The 22,625-nt window shown below is 57.1% G+C and carries 27 protein-coding genes and 1 pseudogene; 12 read left to right on the forward strand and 16 right to left on the reverse strand.

What is annotated here, in order from left to right; genetic code table 11:
- Positions 1-61 precede the first annotated feature (61 nt).
- From PR017_RS00710 to PR017_RS00720, 3 genes and pseudogenes are all read right to left on the reverse strand, one after another.
- Positions 62-610: a recombinase family protein gene (locus PR017_RS00710; RefSeq protein ID WP_111216632.1), complete on the reverse strand. Its 549-nt coding sequence runs from the start codon at positions 608-610 to the stop codon at positions 62-64.
- Between the two features lie 480 nt (positions 611-1,090).
- Positions 1,091-2,500 carry an HNH endonuclease gene (locus PR017_RS00715; protein ID WP_161959280.1) on the reverse strand — a complete coding sequence of 470 codons (1,410 nt, stop codon included), beginning with the start codon at positions 2,498-2,500 and terminating at the stop codon, positions 1,091-1,093.
- A gap of 88 nt (positions 2,501-2,588) precedes the next feature.
- Positions 2,589-3,005: pseudogene (locus PR017_RS00720) on the reverse strand (IS1 family transposase); the annotation flags it as partial.
- Between the two features lie 137 nt (positions 3,006-3,142).
- Between PR017_RS00720 and PR017_RS00725 the strand changes: the two are divergent.
- Positions 3,143-4,162, forward strand: a complete 1,020-nt coding sequence (locus PR017_RS00725; protein WP_111216636.1) for a P63C domain-containing protein — start codon at positions 3,143-3,145, stop codon at positions 4,160-4,162.
- Positions 4,163-4,186: 24 nt separating this feature from the next.
- Here the strand turns inward: PR017_RS00725 and PR017_RS00730 are convergent, their stop codons facing one another.
- The 4 genes from PR017_RS00730 to PR017_RS00745 form a co-directional block, all read right to left on the reverse strand.
- On the reverse strand, positions 4,187-4,360 hold the full coding sequence (locus tag PR017_RS00730) for an RNA-binding protein (protein ID WP_240538831.1): 174 nt from the start codon (positions 4,358-4,360) through the stop codon (positions 4,187-4,189).
- On the reverse strand, positions 4,341-4,619 hold the full coding sequence (locus PR017_RS00735; RefSeq protein WP_111216638.1) for a hypothetical protein: 279 nt from the start codon (positions 4,617-4,619) through the stop codon (positions 4,341-4,343). Before PR017_RS00735 ends, PR017_RS00730 begins: the two co-directional genes overlap by 20 nt.
- A 428-nt stretch (positions 4,620-5,047) precedes the next feature.
- Positions 5,048-5,809: a hypothetical protein gene (locus tag PR017_RS00740; protein ID WP_111216640.1), complete on the reverse strand. Its 762-nt coding sequence runs from the start codon at positions 5,807-5,809 to the stop codon at positions 5,048-5,050.
- 29 nt (positions 5,810-5,838) lie between these two features.
- The gene (locus PR017_RS00745) at positions 5,839-6,366 is read right to left on the reverse strand and encodes a DUF805 domain-containing protein (RefSeq protein WP_111216974.1); all 528 of its coding nucleotides are present in this window, start codon (positions 6,364-6,366) and stop codon (positions 5,839-5,841) included.
- A 133-nt stretch (positions 6,367-6,499) separates the two neighbouring features.
- Between PR017_RS00745 and PR017_RS00750 the strand changes: the two genes are divergently transcribed.
- A complete protein-coding gene (locus PR017_RS00750) occupies positions 6,500-6,775 on the forward strand; it encodes a helix-turn-helix domain-containing protein (protein ID WP_111216642.1) in 276 nt (91 codons plus the stop codon).
- 70 nt (positions 6,776-6,845) lie between these two features.
- On the opposite strand, the gene PR017_RS00755 is transcribed toward PR017_RS00750, so the two are convergent.
- On the reverse strand, positions 6,846-7,439 hold the full coding sequence (locus PR017_RS00755) for a tudor domain-containing protein (RefSeq protein ID WP_240538832.1): 594 nt from the start codon (positions 7,437-7,439) through the stop codon (positions 6,846-6,848).
- 429 nt (positions 7,440-7,868) lie between these two features.
- On the opposite strand from PR017_RS00755, the gene PR017_RS00760 reads away from it, so the two are divergent.
- On the forward strand, positions 7,869-8,411 hold the full coding sequence (locus PR017_RS00760) for a hypothetical protein (protein ID WP_111216644.1): 543 nt from the start codon (positions 7,869-7,871) through the stop codon (positions 8,409-8,411).
- Positions 8,412-8,451: 40 nt separating this feature from the next.
- Here the strand turns inward: PR017_RS00760 and PR017_RS00765 are convergent, their stop codons facing one another.
- From PR017_RS00765 to PR017_RS00775, 3 genes are all read right to left on the reverse strand, one after another.
- Positions 8,452-9,261 (reverse strand): hypothetical protein, encoded by an 810-nt coding sequence (locus tag PR017_RS00765; RefSeq protein WP_111216646.1) that lies wholly within the window; start codon positions 9,259-9,261, stop codon positions 8,452-8,454.
- Positions 9,254-9,523, reverse strand: coding sequence for a hypothetical protein (locus PR017_RS00770; RefSeq protein ID WP_111216649.1), 270 nt, complete (start codon positions 9,521-9,523; stop codon positions 9,254-9,256). The genes PR017_RS00765 and PR017_RS00770 overlap by 8 nt, the downstream gene beginning before the upstream one ends.
- 319 nt (positions 9,524-9,842) lie before the next feature.
- Positions 9,843-10,541, reverse strand: a complete 699-nt coding sequence (locus PR017_RS00775; RefSeq protein WP_133255539.1) for a hypothetical protein — start codon at positions 10,539-10,541, stop codon at positions 9,843-9,845.
- A 484-nt stretch (positions 10,542-11,025) separates the two neighbouring features.
- On the opposite strand from PR017_RS00775, the gene PR017_RS00780 reads away from it, so the two are divergent.
- Positions 11,026-11,691 carry a S24 family peptidase gene (locus tag PR017_RS00780; protein WP_111216658.1) on the forward strand — a complete coding sequence of 222 codons (666 nt, stop codon included), beginning with the start codon at positions 11,026-11,028 and terminating at the stop codon, positions 11,689-11,691.
- 72 nt (positions 11,692-11,763) lie between these two features.
- On the opposite strand, the gene PR017_RS00785 is transcribed toward PR017_RS00780, so the two are convergent.
- Positions 11,764-12,513: a hypothetical protein gene (locus PR017_RS00785; RefSeq protein WP_111216662.1), complete on the reverse strand. Its 750-nt coding sequence runs from the start codon at positions 12,511-12,513 to the stop codon at positions 11,764-11,766.
- On the opposite strand from PR017_RS00785, the gene PR017_RS00790 reads away from it, so the two are divergent.
- Together PR017_RS00790 and PR017_RS00795 are read left to right on the forward strand one after the other, a co-directional pair.
- Positions 12,497-13,081 (forward strand): thermonuclease family protein, encoded by a 585-nt coding sequence (locus PR017_RS00790; RefSeq protein ID WP_111216664.1) that lies wholly within the window; start codon positions 12,497-12,499, stop codon positions 13,079-13,081. The genes PR017_RS00785 and PR017_RS00790 overlap by 17 nt on opposite strands.
- A gap of 98 nt (positions 13,082-13,179) precedes the next feature.
- The gene (locus PR017_RS00795; protein ID WP_111216666.1) at positions 13,180-13,593 is read left to right on the forward strand and encodes a tellurite resistance TerB family protein; all 414 of its coding nucleotides are present in this window, start codon (positions 13,180-13,182) and stop codon (positions 13,591-13,593) included.
- Positions 13,594-13,600: 7 nt separating this feature from the next.
- Here PR017_RS00795 and PR017_RS00800 read toward each other — a convergent pair whose 3' ends face one another.
- On the reverse strand, positions 13,601-14,479 hold the full coding sequence (locus PR017_RS00800) for a transporter substrate-binding domain-containing protein (protein WP_425070034.1): 879 nt from the start codon (positions 14,477-14,479) through the stop codon (positions 13,601-13,603).
- Positions 14,480-14,536: 57 nt separating this feature from the next.
- On the opposite strand from PR017_RS00800, the gene PR017_RS00805 reads away from it, so the two are divergent.
- The 3 genes from PR017_RS00805 to PR017_RS00815 all read left to right on the forward strand — a co-directional run bounded on the left by PR017_RS00805 (position 14,537) and on the right by PR017_RS00815 (position 18,028).
- Positions 14,537-16,459 carry a glycosyltransferase family 2 protein gene (locus PR017_RS00805; protein WP_111216671.1) on the forward strand — a complete coding sequence of 641 codons (1,923 nt, stop codon included), beginning with the start codon at positions 14,537-14,539 and terminating at the stop codon, positions 16,457-16,459.
- A gap of 76 nt (positions 16,460-16,535) precedes the next feature.
- The gene (locus PR017_RS00810) at positions 16,536-16,943 is read left to right on the forward strand and encodes a DUF952 domain-containing protein (RefSeq protein WP_111216674.1); all 408 of its coding nucleotides are present in this window, start codon (positions 16,536-16,538) and stop codon (positions 16,941-16,943) included.
- Positions 16,940-18,028 carry a quinone-dependent dihydroorotate dehydrogenase gene (locus PR017_RS00815; RefSeq protein WP_111216677.1) on the forward strand — a complete coding sequence of 363 codons (1,089 nt, stop codon included), beginning with the start codon at positions 16,940-16,942 and terminating at the stop codon, positions 18,026-18,028. The genes PR017_RS00810 and PR017_RS00815 overlap by 4 nt, the downstream gene beginning before the upstream one ends.
- On the opposite strand, the gene PR017_RS00820 is transcribed toward PR017_RS00815, so the two are convergent.
- From PR017_RS00820 to PR017_RS00830, 3 genes are read right to left on the reverse strand one after another with little or no spacing between them, the layout of a single operon-like run.
- Positions 18,004-19,353 (reverse strand): MATE family efflux transporter, encoded by a 1,350-nt coding sequence (locus PR017_RS00820; RefSeq protein ID WP_111216680.1) that lies wholly within the window; start codon positions 19,351-19,353, stop codon positions 18,004-18,006. The two genes, PR017_RS00815 and PR017_RS00820, sit on opposite strands and share 25 nt — an antisense overlap.
- Positions 19,354-19,378: 25 nt before the next feature.
- Entirely contained in the window at positions 19,379-19,885 is a 507-nt protein-coding gene (locus tag PR017_RS00825) for a CAP domain-containing protein (RefSeq protein ID WP_111216682.1), read from the reverse strand.
- Between the two features lie 2 nt (positions 19,886-19,887).
- A complete protein-coding gene (locus PR017_RS00830) occupies positions 19,888-20,154 on the reverse strand; it encodes a DUF6460 domain-containing protein (protein ID WP_111216684.1) in 267 nt (88 codons plus the stop codon).
- 144 nt (positions 20,155-20,298) lie between these two features.
- Here PR017_RS00830 and PR017_RS00835 point away from each other — a divergent pair, with 144 nt between their 5' ends.
- The 3 genes from PR017_RS00835 (at position 20,299) to PR017_RS00845 (ending at position 22,470) form a co-directional block, all read left to right on the forward strand.
- Entirely contained in the window at positions 20,299-21,243 is a 945-nt protein-coding gene (locus PR017_RS00835) for a class I SAM-dependent methyltransferase (RefSeq protein ID WP_111216686.1), read from the forward strand.
- A gap of 104 nt (positions 21,244-21,347) precedes the next feature.
- Positions 21,348-21,983 (forward strand): YitT family protein, encoded by a 636-nt coding sequence (locus PR017_RS00840; protein ID WP_111216688.1) that lies wholly within the window; start codon positions 21,348-21,350, stop codon positions 21,981-21,983.
- 103 nt (positions 21,984-22,086) lie between these two features.
- The gene (locus tag PR017_RS00845; RefSeq protein WP_111216690.1) at positions 22,087-22,470 is read left to right on the forward strand and encodes a hypothetical protein; all 384 of its coding nucleotides are present in this window, start codon (positions 22,087-22,089) and stop codon (positions 22,468-22,470) included.
- Positions 22,471-22,625: the final 155 nt, after the last annotated feature.

A 22,625-nucleotide genomic window follows, 5' to 3' on the forward strand; every position in this document is an offset into this window, starting at 1 on the left:
AGACTGCTATCAGAAACTTAAACGCGTGGGTGAGCGGCCGAGAGGGCATGAAAAGTTATCATCATGTTGCCACCGAGAGAACCCGGTAGACCTGCATTCGTGAGCAACCGACCTCTTTGGCAATTTCCGCCGCGCCAATGCCGGCAGCTGCCAGCTCTCGAATTTTTTTGTGATCTATACGGACCTTGCCACCAGCATACTGTCCCGCAGCTTTGGCGCGTTGGATACCTTCACGCTGGCGCTCTTTGATGAACCGACGTTCCATTTGCGCAACCATACCCAACACCGTCAGAATCACGTGCCCCATTTCGCCTCGGGTTGACACATGAGGGTCGAGGATGGTGACAAAGGCGCCGCGCTGTTCGCAATCGTGCACGATGTTGAGGACATCGCGCGTGTCACGACCAAGGCGATCTAGCCGTGTGACGATCAGCTCATCACCTTCACGCAAAAATTCAATGATCGTCGCCAGTTCAGTTCGGCCCTCGCGGCTTGCTCCCGAAACCTTTTCTGCACGCACAATTACGCAGCCTTCGGCCTTCAAGCGCTGTTGTTGGATTTCAAAGTCCTGGTCGATCGTACTGACTCGCGCATAGCCGATTTTTGTCATATGTCACCTCAGGTTTTAAGCCTGAAGCTAGCCTGTCACAAATAGTCGCCGTCAAGACCGATGTTACGGGCGACCACGTCACATGCGGTCGTCACACAAGCCTATACCCTGACGTTGTCCACTCGTGCCAGTCGAGTGGCAGCAAAACGGGCTTGTTGCATTGAAATCATAGCAACTCGTGAGCCCAGTTGCAGCGCGTAGTGGTCGATATCGATGGCTAACCCGATGCCCGTCCGTGCTGCCGCAACGACCCGCATCGGATCGACGCAGAAGTAATCTAAAAACTGAACATTGTGCCTGCCAAATTAATGCCCGCGTTCTGGTAGTGTGCGGCTGAATACGCCTAACAAGATGTGATGATGTAGCTGTCTAGTCTAGACCAAGGTCCCGGCAACCCTCTATCGAAGGCAGCGTTCTGATCGAGACAACCAGTGTCCGGGTGAGTTGGGGGCAAAAGGGAGGCCGCTTCGTTAACTGTTGTCAGGGCCGCACAGTTTTGAATTCAGCTACGGCTAGTTGCCATTCAGGAGCCGACGCGCGGCTGAGATGCGCAATGGGGATGGCGCAGGCGTGGCCTGATGGGGTCTTGTAGTCGCGACGCTCGAACAAATCGCCACCCAATACGAGCGGTGCCGTGTCTCGATCCGACTTCGGCATATTCCACCATAGGAAGCCCGAACCAGCCACGAGGAGATGGGTCGGATCGTGCTCGGCCAGTACCTCCCGAAAAGCCTCATACGAGTCTCGCGCCTGCTCGGAAGTTGGCCGGACGTCAATCGTTGGCATTGTAAATTGTATGAAGTTATAGAATCCAATGTCATCGAGAGCGGTCTCACGATCTATCTCCCACGCTTTCTTGCCCATGAGTACGCGTGCCGCAACGGTCAGGAATCGAATCGCCCATGTTCGATCACGCCATTTTCTCACGACAGTTCGCGTAGCCTCGACTGGGTCTTCATCAGGGTCGGCATAATGACTTTCTCCGATGAGTATTAGCCGTATGTCGCTGTTATTGTATCGTGGACCGATGTACGGTGCGAACGCAATCGAACTGGAGTTGGGCGGCGGGTTGGATAATCTTCCGCTTTGTGTCGCGGCTGTTCCTGGAAGGGACGGTGCGACGTTCTTGAGCCGAAATGCGACCTTCTCGGCCAGTTGGTCGTTCAAGCTTTTGCCGTCGTAGCCGAAATGTATATTGCGGTGGCAGGTGGGGCAAATGGCGGCCATGTTGGCTAATTCGTCGTGCCCCCAATTGCTCAACGCCTTCACATGATGCACCTCGAGGTATGGCGCGCCGCTACGAGTTACGAAGCTTGCCTCCTCTTTGCAAAGCTCGCACGAACCGTTGGCAATTTGCAGCACCCGCGCGCGCAGGAGCATGTTGCGGCGGTACCGCGTCGTCTCTGACTTAATGCCCTCCGGCGGCCCGAACGCCGCGATTTCCCGATCAATTTCGGCAGCCTCCCGCTCGGTTTCATCTAGAGCATGCTGAAGGACTTCAGCCTCATTTTTGTCGAGGTCATCATCGGCAACGGCTTCCTCAGCGACAAAATCCTCAGGGTTAACCCGCCTGCCAGTTGTGCGATCCAGGATTGCAAACCCCCAGCGACCCACCACCCTCGTCACACCGTTGTGGCTCTTGAAGCCACCTTGCAGATGACGGTCCACAAGGACGGCCCCATGATCGCTCTCATATAGTTTGACCGTCTCGCGGAAGATGGATTTCGGAGTAAATTCCTCGCCGTTGTGAACCATTGGATAGCGTGTTGGCGCATACTTGCCGTATGAGGCGTCGAACGCCGCGCGCCCTTGAGTGCGGCAGTTCTCTATCGCGCGGAGCACATACTCATGCGGTATCGCCTCTAGTGGAACGTCTTGTGGTGAGGGCACCGTTAGTCTCCCAAATCGGTAAAAGCTGGATCCCAATGTCAGAGTTGATTCTTGAAGATGCCATGGCCTCGGTGCCTTAGGTAGTGTCTCAGTTTGAATTTTCGGCATTGTTCTTTCTATAAGGGCCGCGAGGACCAGACTTCGGAGCACGCACGTCGATCAGTTCACCAATCCAAGCAAAGTCGCGAACAGTTGCCGAAAGACCGGCTTCCATCGCTGGTGTGACGCGAAGCGTCTTATGGATTTTGCAGAAGTTATAAAACACCGTGTAGGGCGCTACCATCTGAAGGTGGTTTTCAAACTTCTTTGAGAAGCCATTTGTCAGGCGAGTAAAGCGGCGCATGTGCACACGCATCGTGAGGTTCTGACGCTCGACGTAGGACGTGGAAACATGGGCCATGTCTGGATTGCCCTCAACGCGTTCCTTCTTCGCTCCGGTGCATTCTGCAGGCGAATAGCGGCCCTTTGCGCTTTCCGGTGCAGCGCCGTAAATCTGTGTGGGCATCTTGTTCATGCCCGTATTATCTGAACCTTTATGCTTAGCTCCAATTGTTTTCATGCAAGCATACAAAAAAACATCGTGCTTGCATTAATAATTGAACTAGGTGACGATGCAAGCATCGAATTGGAAAGGATGCTTGCATGTCTGAAAGCGACAAAGATCAGAGTAAAGTAGCCGGCGGCAGGGCTAGAGCCGAGTCGCTGCCCGCAACGAGACGCAGCGAAATTGCGTCACGGGCGGCGGCCGCGAGGTGGGGCAAGACTTACAAGGCGTTAAGTTCCGGCAATTTCCTCGCTGACTTCGGCATAGATGTCGAATGCCATGTGCTAGACGACCCCAGTAAGACGGCTGTGATAAGTCAACGTGGAATGGGCCAAGCAATCGGCTTCAGTAAGCGTGGATCGCGCCTGGGAGTGTTCGTAGGTTCCAAGACGATGGATGGTTATATCGGCCGCGAGCTAAGAGAAAAAATCGAAAATCCTATTATTTTTCAACATAGCACTGCGGCCGCAGAATCCCCAGTATCGACGGCTCACGGTTACGACGCCACAATCCTAATTGATCTCTGTAATTCCATTCTGGCAGCTAAAGCTGACGGAAAGCTCGCCGGCGATCGATATGCCAGAATGAGTGAGCAGGCGCAGACTATTGTAAGTGCTTCCGCCAAATCGGGGATTAGGGGACTTGTATATGCTCTGGCTGGATACAGCCCATCGACAGATGAAGTCGTCGCGGCATTCAAACATTATGTTCGAGAAGAAGCAAAAAAATATGAGAAGGAGTTTCCGAGCGAGCTATACGAACAATGGCATCGTCTCTACGGAATTTCTGTCCCGGAACGTGGGAAGCCATGGCAATTTAAACATCTGACGATCAAACACATCTACTACCCGTTGGCCAAGAGTAACGGGAAACTCTTGGAGCTTCTGCGGGCCTTAAAAACTAACGATGGCGGAAGAAAAACGAAACTTTTCCAGTTTCTCAATGACATAGGCGCAAGGGCATTAAGAATGCACTTAGGCCGCGTTCTGGAAATGTCGGAATCATCAAAAACAAAGTTTGAATATGAGAACAAACTCGTTCAACGCTTTGGCGGACAGCAAGAGCTTGATCTATTTATTCCGATTTCCGGCCCCAGCGCTTCGCAGCCGCTTGCTTAGCAATCTCCGCGCGCCGTTCAGGCGTCATATCTCGGCGCGCTTCTTCCCGCCCTTCGCGCCGAGCGCTTTTGCCGCAGGGTCTTTGCCGTCGTCAATAACCGTATCGTCCTCATCACCCGTAGCGATGCGCATGATCTTAACAGCGTTGCCGATCACATCGGCAGGGCGCTTCTGTCCTTTAGGTCCGGTTGGCATCATCGACCCCATCGGTAGCGACCTCAAAGCCTGCCAGTTCGGAAATATTTTCGAGAGTTCTCTTCAAATTTGTTTGCCCATGCTGCTTGGATTCTAAAAAGGCGGGTATAGTGAAGGCTATTGTCTCCTTGAGATCGCCGCGCCAGAAATATCTACAAATTATTTTGAAATCCCAACTGTCGGTACTAAACTGCAAGGTGTTGACCTCGCGCTGGCCGCCTCGAAACTTTCTGTCCCAAAACTGTTTTTGATACGTCGCCATTCGGCAAAGACCTCCGACCGTCGCTTTCCGCTAAGCATATAGGAAAATGCAGCCTCGCGCGACAGGTGAGCGATCAAAATTCAAACTGAGACACTACCGTGCCTTGGCGCATAGCTCTTATTAGGTTGGTTGGCGTCCGGAATATGGTGGAAGCAATTAGGTAATGACGTCGCGTCAACGAATAACCGAAGCGACGCGACCCGCCCCAACCACATCTGTGGCTAGTTTATTCGGTCAGCCTGGATCGTAGTCGCCTTGTCGGGCAGGGCCCGATGGCCCGTTAGCGGCGTGGATGAAGTCGATGGGATCACAGAACCCGAATGCGGGCTGGATCTCGTTGAGGCTGGCCTTCTTCTTCCAAAGGATATTGACACGGCGGCACGGCCGGAGCCACTTCAGTAGGCGGTGCATTTCATGGTGTGAACAAATCAGTTTTCACTTCCAAGTGGCGATGTTTTCGAGGGGGTGTTTTCACTTGAGTTGAGACGGGTCATGTCGGCAATACAAGTTTTCACGGCAAAGTTTATTTGAGCAGCTTCATAGCGTGACAACGGGGGTATACTCCATACCGGTTCGTTACCACCGAACGATATTGCGATTCCTGCCGGATCACCTTCCGCGTTGAAAACACTTTCAAAGGCTTCGGTAAAATTTACAAGCGACACGGCATTGGCCAGTTCCGGCTTTTTCTCAAGCTCTTCCGCTTGTTGTGTTTTTGGCATTGTCCTAAAAAACATAGCATTGAGCAGTGATGCTCCATCCATAGGACCAAATGTGGCGTTGGTTTGGAAAAAACTTGATAAGGCCTCCTCAGAGGCTACCGTCATATCCATTTTGCTACTGAAGAACTTTACTTCGCGTGAATTGTTGCTACTGGAGATAGTGATAGATGCTACCTTAGGCGGTGTCGTTAAAGGTAGATTCCAATCCTTTTTAGCGATAAACAGTCCGTAGAAGCTCGTGATGTCATCTTTGTTGATAAGGCCAAACACGACTTCCTTGTTCGTCCACAGCGTACTCTGGATAGCGCAGCTATTCGGCTTGACGTTCTTGAATCCGTCTTCATGCATCGTGACGGCCCATGAGTCTGCGCTATAATATGTCTGTTTCACATCTGCGTCTTCCGCTTGGGCAGCGGTAGCCATCAGTGTAAACAGGCCGAAAATACTTCTGGAAACTGCAATTTTCATAGCTATGCTTTCATAAGTTGCGAGGGGTGTCAGTTCAGAACGCTGCTTTTCAGTTTTTGATATTCTGGCTCATCGGTCGCGCCTGATGCTCGCAGCGTGGCAAGCCTTTCCAGCTGTTCAATCGTGTTGAGTTGGTTAAATGCCGGGCCGTCGCTACGGGTTAGGGCCATCAGCGGGCTAGGGGGCAGTTTGGCTTGTTGTGGGGCATGTGGCGGGCCAAAGCGGTTGGTGCCTGCCGTTGACCTAATGCAGGCGAATACAAGCAGCAGCAAGCCCGCCAGCGGCACCGGGCCGATGAGCACCCACCATCCCGTACGGTCGATGTCGTGTAGCCGACGGACAGATACTGCAAGCAGCGGCATAAAATGCACGAGATAAACGACCACAACAAGAAGCCCGCCACTTCCCGGGGAAAACGCCAACCCAAGAACCTTGTCCAAGGCAAGGGCGACAACCAACAGACCTAAAACGAATAGCGCGCACAGCCAATATTGTGACCGGGTGGCCCTGCCTGTGAAGGTCGAGTAGCTCCGCATTGCATCAATATAAGCTTCCATTTTCGCTCCTATGGCCGAGCGCGACTCGTGGTCTGCCAAGGCCAATCTTTGATTGAACATTCCGTCGCATGAATTAAATATGGGATCAACAGTCCGTCGATTATTGATTGCCGATTGTGGCCCATGTCGCCACATGGATGTGCGAACAACAATCGGCTCGAACTTACGGCGGCTTCGAGTGGCTAAAGGGTTGTCACAGGAGCGCTTGGCGCTCGAAGCTGCGATTGACAGAGCGTATGTCGGGCGCGTTGAACGGGCTAAAGAAAACGTCACTGTCGCAACCTTAGAGTCTTTGGCCGCCGTCCTGGCTGTGCCGGTGGCTGCCCTGTTTGCGGAAATCGATGAAACGGTCCCGCGGTCGCCACCGCTGAAGGCGGGAAGAAAGCCAAAAGTCGAAAAACAAGGCTGACTGCTTATGGGCAGGGGGCGGCGCCAAGCTACTGGCGCCGATGGTCGTTGAGCGGCCTGCACTGCTGATCTCACTTCTCTATGTAACTGGGATGGATGAGTGCGAGTTGCTCGACGCGCCGCCCGAATGGCGGAATATCGAGGTAATCTCTCCACCGAACCCGCACGGTTTGATCTGGTTTGATTTCAAGAACGAGCGCTTCGTACCATCCGTCCATCGGCCCGTCGGTGGCGAGCACAAGGTTGCCAACTTTGAGCTTGGTGAAGTCCTCGGGGAGCGCTGTCGGCCTCACAGGCTGACCTTGTGGCCCTGCCGCCGCCGTGTCGTCGCTCGCTACGACGCGAATACGGTTCGCTTGCTGTTGCTCAGCCACCGGCAGATGTAAGGCAATCTCTCGATAGAGGTCTTGCTTCACGAATGGCACAAAAGCCTTGCCGCTGTCGAACAGCTTTCCTTTTGGCAACCTAGGAAGGAATGCTCGTACGCCGTCGTTGTCGACCCGCAACGCCAACATACCCATCAAGGCGGCCGCCTTTTTTGCGAGATGCCCGTCAGGCGCGGCAAAGTAGGACGCGTGCGCTTTGCCATGGTCATCGCGCCCAAGCACGATGATTGGATGCGGCAACGAAATGTTGGTTTGGGCAGGCATATTTGCGTTATTCATCTGTATCTCCAAACGGTTAGCGACGCTACGCCGCGACTATATTATAGCAGAACAAATCATGAACGTCAATTGTATGGATTTTACGATGCAATTTTTAGGTGCGGCGTATCGAGAGGTGTCGGGTGCAAAGTTTGAGCCGGCAGACAGTGTATCGCGGCCGCTTAAGCTTGCTGAAGCGGGGACGCTGCTACCCCGAACAGGTGGTCGCATGGCGCCAAGATGGTCATCTTCAGCGGCGGTAAAGGGGTTAGTGCAATGCCAATTTAAAACGTAGCCATCGAAGGTGAGGGGAATCGCCACTCACTTACGACCTACCTCATAGCTGCTTAAATGACTGATGAACTCAGGCATATGACCCTGCACGCCTATACAAGTACGCAGAGGTGAACAGTCACATCGCAAGTCAAGCAGCCCAGCAAGGGCAGCCCAATGCTAAACAACAACCCGAAGCTTGATGCTTACCTCGAGTGGATCGAAACCCGCATTCAAGAAGACTTCGAACCCTACCTGCTAACGTTTATGTTCAATCCATTGAATGGATCTGAGGCTGCCGTGCGTGCTCAAATGGAGCACGAAGTGAAGCGCATCTACAGCCGCCTTCTAACGCGCATAGTGAAAAAGCCAAACAAGACGCCCGTTGATCAAATGCCTCTCCTAATCGGCTGCGTGGATTGGCCCGTTCCCAAATTGCTTAAGGCTTCGCTAAAGGATGTCTCGCTCAATGGCGGAATGCATATGCATGCCCTTATGCTGGTGCCGCCCACATCAAGATCGCCATTGTTGATGTCTCAGTTGATCGAATTGAAGTATTCGACGTTCGTCACCCCCGGGGGGGTGCTGATGAGGCTGCACGCGGTTTTAATCAAGGACAATCAAGCTCAAACGGCAGCATATGCGTTAAAATCTGTGCAGAGGGGGCGGTTGGGCGACGATGACATACTGATACTGCCGCGATCCCATTCGGAGATGTGACGACGGTGAAAAGGCAGGAGCGGTAACGCTCCTGCCTTTTTTATTTCGTTTTTTTGAAGTTGACCTTTTCAAGGATCATACGGGCTTCAGCACCGATACCATCAATTTTGCCTTTTAGCGTAACGCGACAAGGGTATTGAGCGGATAGCAGATTGTTTTTGTCATCCATCACCAGCTCGAGTTGAAGACTAAAGGGTCCGCTGTGGGGTTTTTGTTTCGTGCGGGGTTTCTCATACACATCCCGAAGCCCTGACGCAGGCGGTTTCTTCTTTTCCAGTGTCGTTACAGATTGTATTTTAGTCGCCGCAGCGACCGCTGGTTTGTGATCAGGTACCTGGTCAGTATTTGAGGCTTCCGGCAGTGTGCTTCCTTTAGAGTGCTGCCGCTGAAGCCCTTTCAGGCTGTCCGTTTTCATCTTTTGCTTCAGAGCTTTACCGATCACCCCCACCTCGACCAATGGGCCGAGCGCGTTAAAGTAAAAGCTGGCTTTCTTCATGCCGGATTTCTTCGGGCCAAAAGCATATTTCAACACCCACCTGAAGGCGTCTTTTTGTTCACCGATTTTCGGACGACGATTGTTCGCCCAGTTTACGGAAACAAACGTCAGCCATGCCTCTTGATCGTTCAGCAACGACGTCGCAACATCGGCAAGCGCTACTAAGTTATCACGAAGGCCCTTGCGATGGGCCTTAGCGGCTGTTGCGATAGCAGCTCGGATTTTTTCTAGGGTGGAGATCAAAATCGGATTATCCGATTTTTTGCTACCGGCAGACCGGCGTTGACCAGCCTCATTTTTCGGTTGAGTGTCGCCAGCGCCCCCCTTCGGGGGCGCCTTAGTTTCCTTACTCATCACTTTTCTCCACGCTGCGAGCGTCTTCCTCGCCATGGAAGACGCTTACTACCATGCTGTTGGACTCGCCGACCTCACAAATTGTCTCCAGAAGGATTTGCGCGAAACGAGTACGCCATGTGGCGCCAAGATGCTCTGATGTTTCCGAAACGGAAGCCCTATCGGTGTGCTTGCCTTTCTTCTTTTTTGATTTGCTGCACGAGACTGAGCCGCGATTTTCTAGCATCCCGGCCGGGTCAAGTTGATTTTTGCGGGTGCTCACGATGCCTCACCCTTCTCAATGCGATCGATAAGGTCAAGGATGTCTCTTGCTTTCCAGCAGGTTATACGTGCTGAAGCCTTCACAGGAGCAGGCCAGCTGCCCTTACGAACTTTTTCAAGAAACGTTGAGCGGCTTACAGGGATAGGGCCGCTGGGAGCAATAATTTGGGAAAGTCGGACTAAGCCGATTCCAGTTTCTAATGCGGTTTTCAAAGTGGCGTTCCTTTTCTGTGTGTCCAACAGAGTGTTTTGGGACGCCGCCCATAATTTACATATTAGGCTTGAATGCCACAAATTCTGGCACCTAAAATGAAGAGAGATTATTGGAACAATTCCTGGTCATTCTTCGATGGCAACTTTGAAAATGCTGTCTTAATCATTGATTTCGTTATAGAGTTGTCAATAGCAAGCATTATGACTTCGATGAATAGAGCGTCGGAATTGATGTAGCTTGCTGTGCTAGATCTCATGCTCCCCTCAATTTTGAAGTTTCTACGAAAGTTGGTGCGGGTCAAAGCCTCGAATGTTTCAATCAGGCGTTCAACCGCAATTTCCACCGCCAAATTTTCCTTAGGACCACGCTTTTTTCTTCGTTGAAAATACGTGATGGCATCGTCCAATGACTGCAAGACCACTTCAGAAAAAATGTGTTTGCGCTTGGACTTCCGCGTTCCCAGCCAAAATGAGACTGCTTCAGGGGGAACATCAGCTAGAAGATGTTTTACCTTTAAAAGGTTGCGTTCGGCCTTCTTGAATTGCAAATCAAGCTCTGCTTGCCTGGATTTCCGCTCCTCTCTAGTGTCATAGATATATTCCGTCAGTACGTCTTCGAGCTCTTCGCGTAAGAACCGAATCGTTACCGGGTTTGACAGTACGTCTAAGAGTGATGAGTCCCATTTTGCATGCTCGCTGCGCAAGCAAGCAAGGCCTTCGTATTCCATTTTCATAAGTGTTTCGCCAAAGCTTTTCCCGGTCGCTGTCTCCCATTTTTCAACAGCAAGTTTTTTTGGGTAAGGCATCGTTGTCCCAAGTTCCAAAGTTAGAGTTGACCTGCTTCCAACCCATCCTTCCCACGCGCCATCCCATCGCGCCCAGCCTTTTTTTGCGGTAATTGAATGTATGCTTTGATTTCGTAAAAACCTGACCTCGACTGGGAGATATCTTTCACTGCTGATGAAACCTATAAAACCGGTATTATTGACGGTATTTTCAAAAAAAATATATGAAAGTACTTATTCATCAGTCTCTTATCAGCTTATTTTGGTTCCCTTCACCCGCTCCAGTCATGTCTTTGTCCGACCCGTTGAGCGGACAGGCAGAGATCTACACCTCTCGCGGTAGATGTGACATCGCAACAAAACTTCCCGAACTTGACACAGCTGCTGTAATAAACTGTAGGTTCCGAGGATTTTATTCCTCTTGGTGTCTTTACGAATGTTAACACTTCGATTAACCTCGCGCGTGGATGGGGATGGGACGCCTCGATCTCAAGGCCAGACGACGATGCTGTCACACGATCAGATATGGAGTGCAATCGACGGGCTTGCCGAGCGGCATGACCTGACGCCCTCCGGTCTTGCCCGTCGCGCAGGTCTGGACCCCACCTCTTTCAATAAATCCAAACGACTGAGTGCCGATGGCCGCCAGCGCTGGCCGTCGACGGAATCCATTGCCAAGGTGCTCGATGCGACAGGTGCCAGCGTCGAGCAATTCATGGGGTTGCTGCGTCCCGGGTCCATACCGTCAGGCATGCCGGACGGTGCCTTTCCGCCGCAGGCCGGTTCTATTCCGCTTCTGGGCTTTGCACAGGCCGGAGCAGGCGGCTTTTTCGACGATGGCGGCTTTCCGGCCGGGCAGGGCTGGGATGTTGTCGAGTTCCCGGCGACCCCGGCGCAGAAAGCTGGCGTCTACGCGCTGGAAGTGCAGGGCGACAGCATGATGCCGCTTTATCGCGATGGCGACGTGCTGATCGTCGAGCCCGGTGCGCAGGTCCGGCGCAACGACCGCGTGGTTGTTAAAACGCGTGAGGGCGAGGTCATGGCCAAGGTTTTGCTGCGCCAGAGCCCGAAGTCGATCGAGCTGCTGTCGCTCAATCCGGCCCATCCCAACAGAAGCATCGAGCTTGTCGATGTGGAGTGGATGGCGCGGATTATCTGGGCGAGCCAATAGGAAAGTTGTCTTGATGCGTTCCCCCACTCTGCTGACCGGTGTCACCGGCGCCGTGGCCGTCATGGTCCTGGTCTACGTCGGGCTGACGGCGATGAACCTGCAGCCGCACATCACCTTCGGCGATCCGCCAATGCGTGTGGCCAACATGGACAAGCCTCCGGAGAGGCCGTCAGCACCGCAGGCGGCGACATCGGCGCCTGAACCTTCAGTGTCATCAACAGTCGCACAGCCACCTGATACTCCCCCTGCGTCGGCGCCGACAGCGCAAGGTTCTGACAATTCCGCTGCTAGCCAGACGCCGGCCGCTTCGCCGTCGGCAACTCCCGCCGAGCCGCCCGCTGCGCCGGCACCAGTGCCACCATCGACCCCGGTTCCACCATCTGAAACACCGCCGCCGTCCGCCGCTTCGGTTGTGCCGGCTGCTCCGCCTGTCGTGGCGGCCACATCTCCGCAGCCGACAAATCCTGAGCAGGGCGCGACTAACCAAGTGCCTCCTTCGCCAGAGCCCGCGTCGCCCAGCGCTCCCGCTGTCGCGTCATTGCCGCCCGCTGCTCCGATGACGCCTTCGCAGAGCGAGGCGACGAGCCCTCCGACGGCATTGCCGGACGGGACGGCGCCAGTTGCCGGGGCCGAACCGCCGTCTGCAGCCTTGGAAGACAGCGCCATTGCCGACAGAATGGCGCCGCTGCCGATGCCTTCGTCCTCTGCGACCCCGCCGACGCCCCCTGTGCCGCTTGCAGCCTCGGTTCCGACGCCGCTGATGAGACCACCGCCGCCGGCAGAAAAACTCGCAAGCGCCGAGCCTGTGCCTTCGGATGACAAGGGTGGGGACGCTTCGAGGGACGCCGCCGTCTCATCGGGCAAACAGGCTCAGCCGACGCAATCTGCAGCGCTGACGCCGCAGCCGGATGGCGACGCCATCGTTGCTCCGCAATCGAATGCGGACCTGAAGCCGATTGATCTCTCCCGTCCCTTTGCAGAGCGCGCCGGCATCCTCACCATCGGCGGCAGGAGCGTGCAGCTTGCCGGCATTGTCCCAACGGATCCAGCACGTAGCTGTACGGGTCCGAACGGCAAGGAATGGCCGTGCGGCACGCTCGCCCGCACCGCGCTCCGCTCCTTCCTGCTTGGCAGGACCATCACCTGCGACGTGCCCGACCCTGAGTGGAAAGGCTCGATCACGGCAGATTGCCGGTTTTCGAGGGTTAATCTCGGCGACTGGCTGGCGCGCAATGGCTGGGCCGAAGTGGCCGCAGGCTCGCCGTTTGCGGGTGCAGCAGACGAAGCCCGCAAGGCAGGCCGTGGCGTCTATGGCAACGATCCGCGCAAAAAGCATCAGTCGACGCTGGCGCCCGAGCCGCCGAAGGAAGATCCGCTCAATCCGATCTGACGCCGGAAGTTACTGTCGGCCATCAGGGATTTTATCCCGACCCTTGTTATCGCTGGCGTGACTTCCTACTCTCGGGGAAGCTTAGAGGGACACACATTATGAATGCACAGCTTTCCGCCCAGGACGCCCTGATCTACGTCATGGTCATGGCTTCAGCCGTCGACCGTACCATGAACGACCGGGAGCTGGGCCGGATCGGCGAGCTGATCGAGGCGTTACCGGTTTTCAAGGGCTTTGACGAGGATCGCCTGATCGCCGTATCGCGCGATTGTGCCACTCTGCTCTCGGGCACCGAGGGGCTGGACATCGTGCTGGAGACGATCCGTGACGCGGTGTCGCCCCGCCTCTACGACACCGCTTACGCGCTCGCAGTCGAGGTTGCCGCTGCCGATCTTTCGGTGACAGCCGAAGAGCTGCGGCTATTGGCGATGCTGCGCGACCGGTTGCAACTCGACAAGCTCACCTGCGCTGCAATCGAGCGCAGTGCCATTGCCCGCTACCGCAAGGCCTGATCCAAGCCTAATAGAGGCTGGTCGGGAAATAGCGTCGATAGATTTCCTGAAGCCGACCGTTGCGCGACAACGTCGCCAGCGCGTGGTTGATGGCTGCCGTCAGATCGGTATCCTGCTGACGCAGCATGACCGTCATCCCCTCTCCGAGAAACTGTTGCGAGAGATACGGCCCGTCGAACAGGGCGCAGCATTTCTCTGCCGCAGGCGAGGTAGTCCAGAACGACAGTTGCAGCCCGTCTGCAAAGGCTGCATCAACCGAGCCGCTTTTCACGGCTGACAAAAGCTGCGCGCTGTCCTCGAATTCAACAGCCGTGATGGCCGGAAAGAAGGCCTTGAGCATCGCGGCATGCGCAGTGGCCTTGATCACACCGACGCGCTTGCCCGAAAGCGCTGCCGCCGTCGTGCCGGGGAGATCGGCTTTGAGATTGCGGACGAAGCGCGCCGGCAACATCAGATAGGGCCTCGAGAAAGCAAACTGGTTTCGCAGATCCGCTGTCACGGCGGTGCCGGCAAGCACGGCGTCGCCCTGCGATGCGGCAAGCGCCGGGCGAAGTTCGCCGAACGGCAATGCCTGGATCTGGCATCTGTCGGCGATTGCGAGTTCCGCACAGATTTCGCGAGCTAGATCGACATGGAAGCCGGCAAGCTTTCCGGACTGGTCCAGAAAATTGAAAGGCGGGAAGTCGGTCGCGGTCAGAAAACGCAGGCGAACCAGCGACGAAAGATCGGGTTTTGGCAATCGCTCACGGGAATCGAACAGGATTGGCAGGTTGCCAACAGGCTTCTCGTCGGCAAAGGTTGACTGCGGCATGAGAAAAGATGAAAATATCGCGCATACCGTGTAAAAACCCCTTAAATTGAGGGGTGATTTAAACCTGCGCATGATTATCATCCAAGGCTAAGCGGCGTGGGGCGTTGCATTGCGTAAGGATGTATCACCTTGATGCGCTTCGGGGAATATCCACCACAAGCGGCAAGCACGGCGGCTGTCGCGCTATCAGACATCATTGGCGAAGTCCTGCCGGCAGATGCAGCACTTCCCGTATTCTTCGGTCGATTGCAGGCAGAGGCCGGCGCACTGCAACGGATCGGCATCGGCCGGCCCTATGTCGAGACGGCAGCCACAGCGGCGCTTCTCAACGGTACCCGTATCGAACAGGAACTGCTGGCGGGGACGCTCGTCAAGGAGGATGCCTACTACGGTGCCATGGCCCGGGTTCTTCGATTGCCGTTCACGGAAACGATCCCCGGTGGCAGCGTCATCGATATCGCCGGGCTCGACAGCCAGCTGTTGCGACCGACCACCCTGCGGGTCAATCACCCTCTGCACCCACCTCTCACCTTGATTGCACCGCAAATCGACCGGTTGGAGGAGGTGGCCGTCCTGTTGAGACGCTACCCGGACCTGAAGCATAGCCTGGTGGTCACGACGCCTGGTGCCATCCGCGCCGCCGTCTGGCAGGCGGGTGCGGATCGTCGCGTCCGCAAGACCGTCGGCGACCTGTTCGAAAGCCAGCCGGGCTTCAGCGCTCGCGTTGTCTTCCACGGCTATCAGGGCTTTTATGCGGGCGTCGGGCTAAGCCTGCTGATGGTCGGGCTGGTTGCGGATCCCAACACCCAGACTATTCTGCATGTGCTGCTGTCCTGTTCCTATCTCGCCACGCTGATGCTGCGGGGGCGCGCAGTCTTCCAGCGCCGTCGGCGGCGGCCAAGACTGGCTGTCGATCCCTGTGGCCCGTGTCCGGTGTATACGGTGATGATCGCGGTCTATGGCGAGGCCGAAATCGTACCGCAACTGGTGACGACGCTGAAACGGCTGGATTGGCCAGTCTCCAGGCTCGACATCAAATTCGTCTGCGAGGCGGACGACGGCGAGACGATTGCTGCCCTGCGGGCCCAGACTCTGGGACCGCAATTCGAGATCGTCGAGGTGCCGCCGATGCATCCGCGCACGAAGCCGAAGGCGTTGACTTATGCGCTCCACGGCGCGCGCGGCGCCTATGTTGCCGTATACGACGCGGAGGACCGCCCGCATCCCCAGCAATTGCGGGAGGCGCACGCCAAGTTCCGGAGTGCGCCAGCCGATGTCGCCTGCCTACAGGCGCCGCTTATCATCGGCAATGGCGGAGAGAGCTGGATCAGCGCCATGTTCGCGCTCGAATATTCGGCGCTGTTCCGGGCACTTCTGCCGATGCTGGCAATGTATCGCATGCCGCTGCCGCTCGGGGGGACATCAAATCATTTTCGCACCGATATCCTGCGGTCATCCGGCGCTTGGGATCCGTTCAACGTCACGGAAGATGCTGATCTCGGCATGCGGCTCTATCGCCTCGGTTATCGCTCGGATGTCATCGATCGCCAGACCATCGAGGATGCACCGACCGGCATAGCCATCTGGTCCCGGCAGCGCACGCGCTGGTTCAAGGGATGGCTTCAAACCTGGCTGGTGTTGATGCGAGACCCGTGCGGCCTGCAGCGGCAGATGGGCTTCAAGGCATTCGCCATCTTCCAGTTGCTGATCGGCGGGATGCTGCTCTCGTCGCTCGGTCATCCGTTGATCATGCTTTTTCTCGTGCGGTCGATGGCGGCTATGCTGCATATGCCGACGGAAGCGATTTCGATGTTCGACATGACGATGTTCGTCATCGATTTTTCCAACATCTTCGGGAGCTACGCCATCTTCCTGTTGCTCGGCACTGCGGCGATGATCGAGCCTGAAAAAAAGCGTATCCGCTGGCGATGGATGACGGTGCCGTTCTACTGGATGCTGGTCTCGATCGCCGCTTGGCGAGCGGTGATAGAGCTCCGGACCAACCCGTTCCATTGGCACAAGACTCCGCACCGGCCATCGACACTGGTTCCGTGACGGGTGTTGCCGGGGCAGGCAGCCGGTGTGTGTGCCCGAATAGCAGGTATTTTCGCGATAATTTAACGCCTGAACGATGGACATGCGGCCGCCTTTTCGGCAAATCCCTAGGCGACTGCTTTTTGCTGGGAGCGCCGCCATGACCGTGATTTACAAGATCGTACCCGAACTCGCCTGGCAGGACGCCCGGGAGGAGGGCATCTTCCACGGTGCATCGATCGACCTTGCCGATGGCTACATCCATTTTTCGACCGCAGCCCAGGCGAAGGAAACGGCGGCACGCTATTTCGCTGGCCAGGCTGACCTGCTGCTGGTTGCCGTCGATAGCGATGTGCTTGGAGACGGCCTTAAATTCGAGCCGTCACGCGGCGGAGATCTGTTTCCCCATCTCTACGGCCTTCTGTCGACCACCTCCGTCCTCTGGGCCAAGCCGCTGCCTTTGGGCAAGGATGGCGCCCACCAGTTTCCGGAGATGCTGCCATGATCGATCTCTTCAAGGCTGTCGCCCGTCGCGGCTTGTTCCTTATTGACCCAGAAACGGCCCACGGTCTGTCGATTTCGGCGCTGAAGTCGGGACTTGTGCCTGCCTGCCTGCTGTCCGCCGATCCGCGCCTGCGGCAGACGGTTGCTGGTCTCGACTTCGTCAATCCGCTCGGCATGGCCGCCGGCTTCGACAAGAATGCCGAGGTGCCCGAGGCGCTGCTGAAGCTAGGCTTCGGCTTCACCGAGATCGGGACGGTCACCCCGAAACCGCAGCCAGGCAATCCCAAGCCACGCATCTTCCGCCTGGTCGACGATGAGGCCGTGATCAACCGGCTCGGTTTTAACAACGAAGGCCATGATGCCGCCTATGCCCGGTTGGCGACCATCCGCAATGCCGGCATGATCGGCGTCAACATCGGCGCCAACAAGGACAGCGTCGATCGGACAGCCGACTACGTCGCCGGCATCAGCCGGTTCTATTCGTTAGCCGGCTATTTCACCGTCAATATCTCGTCGCCGAACACGCCGGGCCTGCGCGATCTGCAGGCGCGCGAAAGCCTGGCCACGCTGCTGTCCGCCGTGCTGGCCGCGCGCGACGCAGAGGCCACAGTCACCACCAGGAAAATCCCGGTGTTCCTCAAGATCGCCCCTGATCTCACGGAAGAGGGCATGGACGACATCGCGGCAGAGGCGCTCGCCCATGACCTCGACGGGCTGATCGTTTCCAACACGACGCTTTCCCGCGAGGGGCTGAAGGACAAGAGCCAGGCGGGGCAGGCGGGCGGTCTGTCCGGCAAGCCGCTGTTCGACGCCTCGACGGCAGTGCTCGCGCGCATGCGCCAGCGGGTCGGCCCATCGATGGCCATCATCGGCGTCGGCGGGATTTCCTCGGCGGAGATGGCGCTCGAAAAGATCCGCGCCGGCGCCGACCTGGTGCAGCTCTATTCCAGCATGGTCTATGGAGGCCCGGGTCTCGCCGGAAGTATCCTTGCCGGCGTGTCGAAGCTTCTGGATCGCGAACAGGCGAAATCGATCCGCGAACTTCGCGACAGCCGGCTCGACTATTGGGCCAATTGGAAGGTCTGATCGGCCTTCGGTTTCAGGCAGGTGGCGAGAAAGAAGCCTCGAAAAAGCAGGAAGCCGTTCAGCGACAGCCAGAGGCCGGCATTGCCGAACGATGGCACGAGGACGGCCAGCGCCGCGAGATAGCAGAGGAACGACAGCAGCATCCGATTGCGCATCTCGCCCGACCAGGTGGCGCCGATGAACACGCCATCCATGAGATAGGCAAGCACACCGGTCAGTCCTGAAATCGCGGCGTAGGGCAGGTATTGCAGGGCCATCGTCCGCACATCGGGCGATGTGGTGAGCACGCCGATGATGGATGCGCCGAAGGCAAGGAAGACCACGGCAGCAAGGCCGGCAAGCCCAAAGGACCAGAGGATGGTCAGTTTCAGGCCGCGATCGAAGGCCGTCCTGTCGCCGGCGCCGATGGCCCGGCCTGTAATCTGCTCGGCTGCGTTAGCAAGGCCGTCAAGATAGAATGCGGAAATCAGCACGAAATTCATCAAAACCGCATTGGCGGCCAGTGTCACCGCGCCAAAATGACCGCCGATACGGGTCATTAGCGTGAAAGCGCCGAGGAGCACGAAGGTACGGATGAGGATATCGCGGTTGAGCCCGAACAGCTGGCCGAATTTCTCCCGCGAGAGAATATCGGATCGCGATGGCCGGGGGACGCCGACAAACCCGCGCATGACGATCACCAGCCCGGCAACAGCGCCGATGGTCTCGCCGATCATCGTTCCCCAGGCAACGCCCGCAACACCCCAGCCGAGCCAGAGCCCAAGCACCAGTGCCAGCACGATGTTGATGCCGTTGATCAGCGTCTGCAGGAAAAGGCCGATGCTGCCCTGGCCGCGACCGAGCACGAAGCCGAGAATGGCGTAGTTGGCAAGTGCGGCCGGTCCGGACAGCATGCGGATCGAGAAATAGCTTCGCGTGGCGACAGCGACGCCACCCTCCGGCCCCATCAGCGTCAGGCCGGCAAAGAGCAGAACCGGCGACAGCAGCAGGAGCACCGCTCCGCAGACGAGCGCCGACAAAAGTGCCCGCCAGAAGATCGCCTGCTGCTCGGTCAGGTCGCCGCGCCCGAAAGCCTGGGCAGTCAGGCCCGTTGTCGAGGCCCGCAGGAAATTGAAGCTGGCAAAGATGAGGTCGAAGAGCACCGCACCGATCGCCAGACCTGCCAGCGCCTCTGGCTGCCCCAGTTGGCCCACCACGGCGGTGTCGGTCAGCCCCAGCAGCGGCGTCGTCATGAAGGCGAGCGTCATCGGCAGGGCGATGGAGAGAACGAGCCGGTGTGTCACCGCAAAGGCCGGGCCGCGCTTGCCGTTCACCGTGTGATCCATTGTTCTGCCTTGCGAGTCGAGCGGCCTAGAGGCGAGACAGTACCATAGACCAGTAGGGCATCTGACCGGGAGCGAAACCTGGCGATACCGCAACGCCGAGACCGGTATAGGGGCCCAGCATGTTTTCGAGGTGATGCGGCGAATGTATCCAGGCATTGACCACCGCATTGACGCTGCCCTGGCCCTCGGCAATGTTTTCCGCAGCTGGGAGCTTGACGCCGCTGGCCTTTACCCGTCGGCCAAAATCGTCGCCGAAGCCGATCAGATGCGCCATCTTCCTGAGGTTTGCCATGCGCTTGGCCTGGTAGAGCGCTGCATCGGTGGCTGCCGGGTCGATGGCGAGCGGCGGCAGGCCATGTTGCGCACGAAGGGCATTCACCAGCGGCAAGGCTGCGGCCGTCTGGTCAGCACCGGGAAGGTTTCTGGCGACCGGCAGGGGCCTGGTGGCGCAGCTGGCAACACCGGCGACAAGCGCAACACCGCCGAGGCGCAATGCGTTGCGCCGGGTCAGGAGAGAATATTCCAGGGTCATGATCAGTTTCGATAGTTGAAGATGCGGAAGAGGATGAAAAGCGGAATAACGATCGTCGCACCAAGCAGCAGGTAGTCGCCGACGCTGCCCAAGGCCGCAAAGCCTGTGTGCCAGAGTTCGAGGATGAAATGGCGGACATTTTCGATCAGATCCATCGGTCTCCAGCCGAAGATCTTCATCACGAATCCGACGATCAGCGACACGACAATGAGCTTGACGATCGTCCGCCCCAGCGAGTCTCCGAGAAACCTGTTCACCTGATCTGACATTGATCTCTCCTGTTCGCCCTGAAATAGGCCGGGCAATTCCGCGCTGCAAGCAGTTTTGATCCCTCGCAGCGGTCTTGCCTGAAATAGGACTTGAGTTTTTTTGTGGCCGCGCCCACAGCCTGTCGTGAACAGGGGTTGCCCAATATGCTGCCGAGCCAGCTTTCTTCCGGAGATGTCACGGCCGACCGGCGCGCCGACTACGCAAAAATGCTTGACGAGAACGGCGAGCCCGGGAGCGCAGCCGAGTTGATGGAGCAAGCGCTGGAGAGGGCGCCGGGATGGGCCGCCGGCTGGTTCAACCTCGGCATATACCGAGAGAAGGCCGGCAATTTCGCAGGCGCCACCACCGCCTTCGAACGGGTCGTGCCGCTCGACCGGGGCGACCTATTTGGCGCGCCGCTCATGCTGGCCTCGCTCGGCACCGGCGCGATGCCCGATCACCCCTCGAGCCTCTATGTCGAGCGGCTCTTCGACGACTACGCAGAACGTTTCGACCATGCGCTGATCAAGAAGCTCGCCTACAGCGTTCCCCGCAAGCTTGCGGCACTGATCGCCGAGACGGAAGGCTTGCCGCAGCACTTCCACCTTGCCGTCGATCTCGGTTGCGGCACAGGCCTGCTGGGCCCGGAAATCCGCAGTCGCACCGATCGGCTCGAGGGTTTCGATCTCTCGGGCAATATGCTGGCCAAGGCTGCGGAAAAGCATGTCTATGACCTGCTTGGCATCGCCGACCTCTCCTTGCCGGCGACCGGCTCAGGACTGTTCGGGACTGACCTCGCCGACCATCGCGCTGATCTGATCACCGCCTCCGACGTGTTCATCTATCTCGGCGCCCTCGAAAATCTGTTTGCCTTGCTGGGTCTGCTTTCGGCGCCGCAAGCGGTGTTTGCCTTTTCCGTCGAGGATGCTGGCGAGGGCACGGGGTTCCGCCTCGGCCGCTCGCTGCGCTATGCCCATACCAGACATTATGTGCAGGATATCTGCAGGCAACACGGATTTGCGATTCGTGCGGAGAACCGCACCTTCATTCGCCTGGACGCCGGGCAACCCGTCTCAGGCCTGTTGTTTGTTGCGCAAATGGTCGCCTGAAATCCGGTTTGTTGCAAAGACGAGATAGGTCAGCACTCCTTACGCTTTGATGCTTGATTGTCACGGCCTCTTTCCGCAACCTCCGGAAAAAAAGGGGATGCAGCATGTCGAAACTCAAAAGTGCTTTGGGCGTCTGGAACACCAGTGCCACCCGTCATTCGCTGGTCGAGGATATTCAGGGCGTGCTGACCGGCAGCATCGTCTCCTCGCTCGGGCTCTTCATCCTTTCGGCTGCGGGGCTGTTGACCGGAAGCACGGCCGGTATCGCCTTCCTGCTGCACTACGCCACCGGCGTGAATTTCGGACTGGCCTTCTTCGTCGTCAATCTGCCGTTCTTCTATCTTTCCTTGAAGCAACTGGGCCGCGCCTTCACCATCAAGACCTTCATCGCCATCGCGCTGACCTCGCTCCTCACCAATCTGCAGCCGCGCCTGTTCGAGATCGCCCATATCCATCCGCTGTGGTCGGCGATCCTCGGTGGCGTCCTCCTCGGTTTCGGTTTGCTGGCGCTCTATAGACACCGCGCCAGCCTCGGCGGGGTCGGCATCCTCGGTATCTATCTTCAGGAGCGTTTCGGTATCCGCGCAGGGCTGGTTCAACTCGTCGTCGACATGGGCGTTCTCGCCGTCGCCTTTGCCGTTACCACGCCCTACATCGTACTTTGCTCGGTGGCGGGGGCTGTCGTCCTCAATCTTTTCGTTGCCATCAACCATCGCTCCGACCGCTACATCGCCCTTTAATTCGGCAGCCCGACGAAAATCCGTGCAGTGGCGACACCCTGTCGGCATCGCCATCGTGACAATCCCCACAAAGGCGGATCAAAGGGTTGACAGGCCGCCTGTCATGGCGGAATTTTCCGGCAAGGTTTACGAGAAGGTAAAAACCACAGGCTTTGTCATCCGCCTGTCGCAGAATTTACCCTACACGGGCAACGTCCCGGTGTCTGCCGAAGCTGTTCCTCCAGTCTTCGGGCAACCGAGCGAAGTCAGGCCGCACCGAAAGGTGAAGGCGTGGTTCACGACAGCGGAAATGAGGGAAACGATGCCTAAAACCGAAGAACGTCTGCTCGACGCAATCAAGAGCGCCACGGGATTTCACGGACAGGTCTATCCGATGCGGCTCGCCGACCGCCAGATGGCTCGCAAGCTCGTCTCCGATGGCCGCATCGTCGAGGCTGCAGGGTCCTGGGGCACCACCATGTGCATCGGCTACCGCATCAACAAATAGCATCCGGCACGTCCTAGACCGCATGCCTGAGCGGATCCTGCTCCCATAAGGGCACAAAAGGCGCCGCCAGTTGCTCGCACGTCCTCGGTTCGAAAGGCGCGCAGATCGGTTTCGACGGTGGCCATTTCACGCTGCTTTGCTGCAAAATGTCGAAA

This window comes from Rhizobium tumorigenes, assembly GCF_003240565.2.
Classification (GTDB): domain Bacteria; phylum Pseudomonadota; class Alphaproteobacteria; order Rhizobiales; family Rhizobiaceae; genus Rhizobium; species Rhizobium tumorigenes.

Coding starts and splice junctions, on each gene's coding strand:
- PR017_RS00775 (WP_133255539.1), bottom strand. CDS start 10,541: ATGCCTTACCCAAAAAAACTTGCTGTTGAAAAATGGGAGACAGCGACC.
- PR017_RS00830 (WP_111216684.1), bottom strand. CDS start 20,154: ATGTCAGATCAGGTGAACAGGTTTCTCGGAGACTCGCTGGGGCGGACG.
- PR017_RS00765 (WP_111216646.1), bottom strand. CDS start 9,261: ATGAGTAAGGAAACTAAGGCGCCCCCGAAGGGGGGCGCTGGCGACACT.
- PR017_RS00795 (WP_111216666.1), top strand. CDS start 13,180: ATGAATGCACAGCTTTCCGCCCAGGACGCCCTGATCTACGTCATGGTC.
- PR017_RS00760 (WP_111216644.1), top strand. CDS start 7,869: ATGCTAAACAACAACCCGAAGCTTGATGCTTACCTCGAGTGGATCGAA.
- PR017_RS00755 (WP_240538832.1), bottom strand. CDS start 7,439: ATGAATAACGCAAATATGCCTGCCCAAACCAACATTTCGTTGCCGCAT.
- PR017_RS00810 (WP_111216674.1), top strand. CDS start 16,536: ATGGACATGCGGCCGCCTTTTCGGCAAATCCCTAGGCGACTGCTTTTT.
- PR017_RS00815 (WP_111216677.1), top strand. CDS start 16,940: ATGATCGATCTCTTCAAGGCTGTCGCCCGTCGCGGCTTGTTCCTTATT.
- PR017_RS00825 (WP_111216682.1), bottom strand. CDS start 19,885: ATGACCCTGGAATATTCTCTCCTGACCCGGCGCAACGCATTGCGCCTC.
- PR017_RS00725 (WP_111216636.1), top strand. CDS start 3,143: ATGTCTGAAAGCGACAAAGATCAGAGTAAAGTAGCCGGCGGCAGGGCT.
- PR017_RS00845 (WP_111216690.1), top strand. CDS start 22,087: ATGGCGGAATTTTCCGGCAAGGTTTACGAGAAGGTAAAAACCACAGGC.
- PR017_RS00820 (WP_111216680.1), bottom strand. CDS start 19,353: ATGGATCACACGGTGAACGGCAAGCGCGGCCCGGCCTTTGCGGTGACA.
- PR017_RS00710 (WP_111216632.1), bottom strand. CDS start 610: ATGACAAAAATCGGCTATGCGCGAGTCAGTACGATCGACCAGGACTTT.
- PR017_RS00805 (WP_111216671.1), top strand. CDS start 14,537: ATGCGCTTCGGGGAATATCCACCACAAGCGGCAAGCACGGCGGCTGTC.
- PR017_RS00735 (WP_111216638.1), bottom strand. CDS start 4,619: ATGGCGACGTATCAAAAACAGTTTTGGGACAGAAAGTTTCGAGGCGGC.
- PR017_RS00780 (WP_111216658.1), top strand. CDS start 11,026: ATGCTGTCACACGATCAGATATGGAGTGCAATCGACGGGCTTGCCGAG.
- PR017_RS00745 (WP_111216974.1), bottom strand. CDS start 6,366: ATGGAAGCTTATATTGATGCAATGCGGAGCTACTCGACCTTCACAGGC.
- PR017_RS00740 (WP_111216640.1), bottom strand. CDS start 5,809: ATGAAAATTGCAGTTTCCAGAAGTATTTTCGGCCTGTTTACACTGATG.
- PR017_RS00835 (WP_111216686.1), top strand. CDS start 20,299: ATGCTGCCGAGCCAGCTTTCTTCCGGAGATGTCACGGCCGACCGGCGC.
- PR017_RS00750 (WP_111216642.1), top strand. CDS start 6,500: ATGGATGTGCGAACAACAATCGGCTCGAACTTACGGCGGCTTCGAGTG.
- PR017_RS00840 (WP_111216688.1), top strand. CDS start 21,348: ATGTCGAAACTCAAAAGTGCTTTGGGCGTCTGGAACACCAGTGCCACC.
- PR017_RS00730 (WP_240538831.1), bottom strand. CDS start 4,360: ATGATGCCAACCGGACCTAAAGGACAGAAGCGCCCTGCCGATGTGATC.